The organism is Nostoc sp. NMS4, assembly GCF_017115095.1.
In the GTDB taxonomy this organism is placed as follows: Bacteria; Cyanobacteriota; Cyanobacteriia; order Cyanobacteriales; family Nostocaceae; genus Nostoc.
Map to the genome: position 1 here is coordinate 1 of NZ_JABXKI010000321.1, position 7,359 is coordinate 7,359.

The 7,359-nt window shown below is 32.7% G+C and carries 4 protein-coding genes; 3 read left to right on the forward strand and 1 reads right to left on the reverse strand.

The annotated features are described in order from the left end of the window. Window positions 1–129: 129 nt before the first annotated feature. Genes HWQ37_RS29260 through HWQ37_RS29270 form a run of 3 tightly spaced genes read left to right on the forward strand, consistent with a single transcriptional unit; the run spans window position 130 to window position 4,188 of the window. Window positions 130–2,148 carry an ABC transporter ATP-binding protein/permease gene (locus HWQ37_RS29260; protein WP_292753914.1) on the forward strand — a complete coding sequence of 673 codons (2,019 nt, stop codon included), beginning with the start codon at window positions 130–132 and terminating at the stop codon, window positions 2,146–2,148. Window positions 2,149–2,176: 28 nt separating this feature from the next. Continuing rightward, a complete protein-coding gene (locus HWQ37_RS29265) occupies window positions 2,177–3,865 on the forward strand; it encodes a GUN4 domain-containing protein (RefSeq protein ID WP_292753915.1) in 1,689 nt (562 codons plus the stop codon). A 38-nt stretch (window positions 3,866–3,903) separates the two neighbouring features. After that, complete coding sequence (locus HWQ37_RS29270; RefSeq protein ID WP_292753916.1) at window positions 3,904–4,188, forward strand: hypothetical protein; 285 nt, start codon at window positions 3,904–3,906, stop codon at window positions 4,186–4,188. Between the two features lie 337 nt (window positions 4,189–4,525). Here the strand turns inward: HWQ37_RS29270 and HWQ37_RS29275 are convergent, their stop codons facing one another. Beyond that, a complete protein-coding gene (locus HWQ37_RS29275) occupies window positions 4,526–6,997 on the reverse strand; it encodes a hypothetical protein (RefSeq protein ID WP_292753917.1) in 2,472 nt (823 codons plus the stop codon). Between the last annotated feature and the right edge of the window lie 362 nt (window positions 6,998–7,359).

The window sequence follows — 7,359 nt, forward strand, 5'->3', positions numbered from 1 at the left end:
TCTCGAATACAACACCATAAAAGTTTTCAGACATTCTCTAAAAGGAAAAATGACCTTTGAGTCTAACTTAATTCTCAAAGGTCATTTCAAAATTCCTAGTGTAATTAGTAACGGCTACATTTTTAGAATATGCAAACTCCATCTGTGCGTGAGCAAAATACAACAAATCCTTTTTCAGCCTTGATTCAGTTGTGGCAGGATGTGAAAGTAGTTGCCGGGCCTTATTGGTATCCAACAAAAGCAGAAGGGAGAGCATTTTCAGATGTGATTCGCTCATGGGGAATGCTCATTTCCTTAGTATTATTAATAGTCGTAATTGTCGGTGCAAATGCTGCAAATAGTTACTGGAATCGCTATGTAATTGATATCGTTATCGAACAGAGAGACCTTGATAAATATAATAGCACTTTATGGCTATCCAGTCTCATCATTGTAGGAATGATCTTGTTAGTGACTCTTTTAAGATATGTCAGAAAAAAAATAATTCTTGACTGGTACAAATGGCTAAATCTTAATGTTTTAGAAAAATATTTAAGCAATCAAGCTTATTATAAAATCAATTTTAAATCTGATATAGACAATCCAGATCAACGCTTATCCCAAGAAATAGAACCCATTGCTAGTATTGGCTTGAGATTCTCATCTTCTTTACTAGAAAAATCTTTAGAAATGGGAAGTTCTTTGATAATTCTCTGGATAGTTTCTTCACAAATTGCAATTTATTTGGTTGTTTATACAATTATAGGTAATTTAATAGCTGTATACTTGAATCAAGGAATAAATAAAGTTAGCCAAGAAGAACTTGCATTTAAAGCAGATTTTACATATTGCTTAACTCATGTTCGTAATCACGCGGAATCAATCGCTTTTTTTCAGGGAGAAGATGAAGAATTTAATATAATTCAACGCCGCTTTAATAATGTTTTAAAAACTGCTGAACGTCGGTTGAATTTAGAGAGAGGACAAGACGCTTTTGGCAGAGCATATCAGTCTGCCATTAGCGTGTTCTCGATGTTTATTCTTACACCTTTATTTCTTCAAGATCAAATTGATTATGGACAAATAAACCAAGCTAGTTTTGCTTGCTTTATGTTTTCCAATGCTCTAGGAGAACTAATATCTGAGTTTGGAATTTCAGGAAGATTTTCTAGCTATGTAAAGCGTTTAGCAGAGTTTTCAGATGCGCTACAGGCTGCTAGTAAACAACCAGAGAACGTCAATACTATTCAAATTCTAGAAGAAGAACGTTTAGCTTTTGAGAATGTCACTTTACAAACGCCAAATTATGAACAGGTAATTGTTGAAAATTTGTCATTTGCTGTTGCCCCAGGCGAAGGGTTATTGATTGTTGGCCCTAGTGGTAGAGGTAAAAGTTCTTTATTGAGAGCGATCGCTGGTTTGTGGAATGCGGGGACTGGGCGTCTAGTGCGTCCTCCCCTAAAAGAAGTATTATTCTTACCCCAACGGCCTTATATCATTTTAGGGACTTTGCGCGAACAATTGCTCTATCCTCACACAGACAGGAAAATGAGCGATCGCGAACTTGAACACATTTTGCAACAAGTTAACCTGCAACACTTACTTAACCGCGTAGATGGTTTTGATACAGAAGTTCCTTGGGAAAATATATTGTCTTTAGGAGAACAACAACGCCTCGCTTTTGCGCGGCTATTAATTACACATCCTAGTTTCACTATCTTAGATGAAGCAACGAGTGCTTTAGATTTAAATAACGAAGGTAATTTATATCAACAGTTACAATCAACGAAAACAACTTTTATCAGTGTTGGACATAGAGAAAGCTTATTTAATTATCATCAATGGGTATTAGAGCTTTCACAAGAATATAGTTGGCAACTTGTTTCTATACAAGATTATCAATTGCAAAAAGGGATTATTATTAAACCAGTTGAAAAAGAGCAAATTACGATAGATATTTACCCTAAAAATGAACTTAAAATAAAACCAGAATCAGCAGCGAACGCCACACTTGTAGGACTTTCTCATAAAGAGCTTCAGACATTAACAGACTGTTCTATTGCTACCATCAGAAGCAAGGCTAGTCAAGAAAAGTCTGTGACTACTAGGGATGGTGTAACCTACCGCTATAACAAAAACCCGGAGGTATTGAAATGGGTAAGAGTTTAGTAACTATTTGTATATTTCAAAATAAGTGATGCTAACTAGAAAGCAAAAACAATTAGTTACTTATAAATCTATTACGATTTATGAAACACATTATAAATTTCCTACTTTAAAAAATCAAAAACTAAAAGAAGTTCAAAGAAAAATTAGAAAATGCCAAAGTTTAATTAAAGAAGGTACTAAATATAATTCTTATTTTTGGGGAATAATCAAATGGAAAAAAGAAATTAGTCAAGGAGAAACTTTAGTAGAGGTTAAATTATTAATTACAGATTATATTCAACTTCTTGATTTTTTAGAAAATTATAAAAATAGTTATCAAAATTTTTTATTAAAATTTATAGATGACTGGAAAAATCTATTTAACCAAAAATATTATGAAATTATAAAAGTCAATCAAGAAAGAAATAAGCTAGAGATAAAAAATCATAAAAATTCTCAAATAATTGACAAGCTAAAATGGGAAGAAGAAGAAAATTTAAAATCTATTTTGCTGTTAAGTAATACTAACTTTTTAATTTTAGAAAAAGTAAAACTACTCAGCGAAGGAATTAAAAATTTAGCGGAAGATACCAAAAATCAAAAGCGAGCTATTCAGAAAATACTTAAAGATATAGAGGTGTATCAAGAAATTTATGAATACCAAGTCAGAGCTACAAAAATTCGTCAAGAAATAGCAAAAATAGCTGAAACAGCAATTAATCTAGAAAAGTCTCTACAAGATTACTTTAGTCCGTTTCAATCTTTAATAGATGATGTAGTAAAAGTAGATGCAGATTTTTATGCAATTGTAGGAGAAATTCAAAATTTAGCAAGTAGTACTCTAAATTCTCAAGGTAATTTATTAACGATACAAGATACTAGTACGATATCTCATGACATCCTCAATTTATTAGTGGCAAGTTATGAGAAAAAAGATAGACTGCAAGATGCTTTTTTTCAGTCAGAATTATTAGATTTGCAGGTTCATAACTTTGATTTAAGTAAATATGAGATAACTTTAAATCAAGCGATTTACCTAATATCTAATTATATGTCTACTCAACTGGTTGCTCAAAAGAAAGTGCTAGGGATAGAAGAAACAGATATTGCTTCTTCTGATTCTCAAGTTGTTATTGAAAAAACAGACTTGGTGGAACAACTTAATAATGATAATGATATTGAGTTGACCACAGAATTTAAAAGTAATTGGAATATTGATTACAGTAAATTGCAAAACCTTCTGACACAGTACAAGTGGCAAGAAGCTGATATTGAAACAACGAAATTAATGTTACAAGTCATGGGTAAGAATGATTGGAATGAAGTTTATCAACAAGATATTCTTAACTTTTCATGTCAAGCTTTTCATAAAATTGATCGACTTTGGCAACAATACAGTCATGGTTACTTTGGCTTTAGCGTTCAGCAAAGTATTTGGAACGAAATAGGCGGTCAAATAGATTATGAAACAGAAAAAAGACTTGGCGATCGCCTGGGTTGGCGAAAAGAGGGAAACTGGTTAAATTACGACCAACTAACTTTTAAATTATCCCCGACGACACCGATGGGACATCTACCAGTTAAATGGTTACATTATGACCAAAATATATTAGACATACCTTCATATTCATCTACCACCCCCCTGTCAATGGCAGCTTGGCGAGTTGGATCTTGGCTAGTATGGCAGATGCATTTATTTTTCACTCGTGCTAAAACTTGTCATGAAACTTTACCATGAGTGAATCGTACATTATTTAATAATCGGGGAGAAAGCTAATGAATAATATGAATCTATCTGATACAGAAATAGAAATTTTACTTTTTGGAAAATGGCGTTTTAATACAAATTGGGAAAAAATTTCTATTGAATTTAAAGATAATATGACTTATGAGCAAACTAGAATTCAAACGTTTCTTTTATCTAAACCTAGCGAATTTGTCACGGGTAATAAATTTACTGGTGTATGGCACGTAAATGATAGAAGATTATGTTTAATTGTTAAAACTGTTCCTAAATCATTTTTCAATTTGCGATTTAGATTTGGCAGATATGATAGCTAGCATCTACTCTATATTTATAACAGAAAATTATGAAGTTATTGAAATTAATAAATTAAAATTTATAATCAGCGATAAAAATCAGAGAATTGCTGGTATAAAAATCAATTAATACTTTTTCCATGCTTGTAATATTAACTTAAAAAATCTATGTAAAATACTAAGTCTGTATAAGTTATTACGATTTTGTGTTTTTGTAGTAGACTTCCTGAAATTAATTTACAATATTAATCTTATGCATAGAGAGCTTAGAAAATATTAGAGCTTGCAAAATTTATTGTGCTAACCTAGTTTAGTGCCATTAAGACTAACTAGAACTTGAATTTAACTCGTTTTTACCTTACTTATGTATTCCTTTTGAATGGTTGGGCTTTCTGATAATGTGCATACCTAAAATTTTTAAAGTATTATTGTTATGCCGGATAGTGAGTGATGTTAACTCTTGACCTAACACATAAAAGCTACCCATAATACTAACCCAATTGTACAGTCCGTTTTTTGGTCTGTTAAGCGTTATTGTCGCATTCCTTCGATTATTTGCTCCTTTAAGTATTAAAATACCACCAAAATTAAAACTACCGGATGCAATTAATTTGCTGCTATTAACGCTAGCCGTGATATTGGCAAAGGTATAGCCTAAAAACTTAAGGCTTCCTGCAATACTGGCAGAATTATTGATATTACCATTAGCTCCTTTACTCAGAGTGACTGTAGCGCCGTTAAAAGCTAAAATGCCAAAATTGAAATTACTTGTAGCTTGAAACCCGCTCTCGTTCAGGCTGATACCTAACGCCGTGAATTGTTTACCTAAGAGAGTAACATCGCCTAAACCAAAGACCTCTTTATTAGTTAAATCAAGTTTAAAACTAGGAACATTGAGCTTTATAACATTACCTAAATTAAGAGCTACATTATTAATTGAAACGTTTTGAGTGTTAAATGATAAAGTGCCGCTACCCAAAGATTGATTAAAAGCAATAATATTTGCTGTTCCTATTGCGCTTTGATTCTGCAAATTAACTGTGAGGTTCGGAATAGTAAAAGTCAAGAAACCTGCTAAAGTCAGCCGAACATTCCTCAGATTGACACTATTTTGAGTAACATCAAACATAATACCTGCTAGGGTATTCCCAAAAACTGAAATTGTTCCTAAACCACTACCGCTACCAGATTTTATATCGAGACTCAGGGCATCAACATCAATACTCAACAGATTGCCTAAACTCAGGTAAAAATTTTTAAAGGTAGTATTGGTAGGAGTAATTTTAAATTCAACATTCGCAATTTCGTTATTAAGAATTTCTAGATAACCATCTCCCTGAAGATACTGCTCACTAGGCGTTACCTTTAAAGATAAATCTAAACTATCGTCATCTGTTCCCTTTATTTTCAGAAATCCTAAATCAACTTCCAGAACTTTTAATGAACCAGAGATATTATTAAAAGTTTTATCTCCTTGAAGGATTAAGATTGCCTCATGCCCCCAAGCATTAAGTTTGCCATTAATTTCTAAACCTTCTGATATCGCTTGAGCCGCAATTATTGTCGGAAAAGGAACATACTTAATTAAAGGATTGATTTTTCCGTCTCCATCCCCATCAATTGATTCGATGTTTAAGTTTAGTAAGCTTTCTAAAAACCCTAGTGCTTTGTTAACTAAATCAGTTGAAAAACCTACTTGTTTGCTAAGAAAGGAAGCGACTGGCCCCCGCCACAAATCTATTAAGCTAATCGCTTGCTTCGGATTTAAAATTAAAGCTAATCTTTCAGGATCATTAGTGTCCATGATAAAAGCTACCTCAAGGTCTGTTTTTTCCCATTTCAAATCACCAATGAAGCCAAAGTTATCGAAGTAAGGAGGTAAATACGTTCCGCCTCCTTGAAACCTGATATTGCGGAGTTCAGTTCCTACCAATCCATAGGGATTACACCAAGATTTTTCACCTTGTTGACAAAAGTATGCTGTTAAAGATTCGGGTTCGAGGGAGAGACTACCAGAGAGAAATAGTTTAGGTTCTTTTTCTTGGGTGGGATCGTAGCCTTGAAGAATCAAATTTCCAGTTAATCCAAAGTTTGGCTCTAAATCAGCCCCAATATTTAACCCTATGAGCAAATTATTAAAAGTAGCTTTAAATTGTTGCTGGGAAAATAGCTGAATATCGCCTACAATATTACCTGTTAAGCTAACCTGTCCTGCCGGATTAAAGTTAATTATGGCTCCTAAGCACCCAATTCCTAAGCTTCGATGAATAAAACTGCTGAAATTTGTCTCGAGATTATTGAAATCAATATTTCCAATAAAGTTAAATCCTCTGCTTAAGTTAATGGAACCTAATTTTGAATGGATGAAAGAATATTCAATATCAGTGATAATTAGCTCTGGGTTGCTTAATTTTAAATCGTTGATAATAGGAAGTTTACTATCTAGGTTGCTAAAAATAAAATCTTCATTTAATTTATATTTTAATGTGTTTTGCTTGCCAAAAAATAATTCAATATCTTGGTTATTTAGTAATCCTTTAAAGCTGAGTTCAACTTCTTGATGATTTTTGTAAAGTTTATATTTTGGTGCGGATATTCTAATTTCAGGCTTGCCAAATATTTCAATAATGATTTTATCAAGCGCTACATTTATATATGGGACTGTACTATGAATGCTAAAAACTTTGTCTAAATTTAACTGCAAATCATGGTCAAAATCTAAATAAGTTCCTGAACTGGACGAGACTAAATTTACGTCATCTGAAAGTCCAAGTTTTGATTTGATAGCATTAGGTAAGGGAATTATTGTGAAATCAATGCTATTAGACATAAGTGAATTGACGTAAATGTGTACAGTGACAAATTAAATAATGTTGAGACAAATTCATGTCATCAAGTTAACTCTTACCACTTTAGGCTTACAATAAATTATGTTGATAAGCTAATCGTCATTCATTTTTCCAGAATGATTCGCTTGTAGTAAGGGCTTCAGCCCTGCTTTTATGCAACTTAAATGCCGATTAGCTTACAACTTGTAAGCTCTCTCTGCTGGTTTTAAGCTTAACGCTAGACAATTTAAGGTTCATACCCTCAATGACATTAATTTGGCACAGCGACAAATAAAAAGTCACTGTACACAAATGAAGCGGGAAACTCAAAAAACACCATTGACTACCTACAATACCTGCTAGC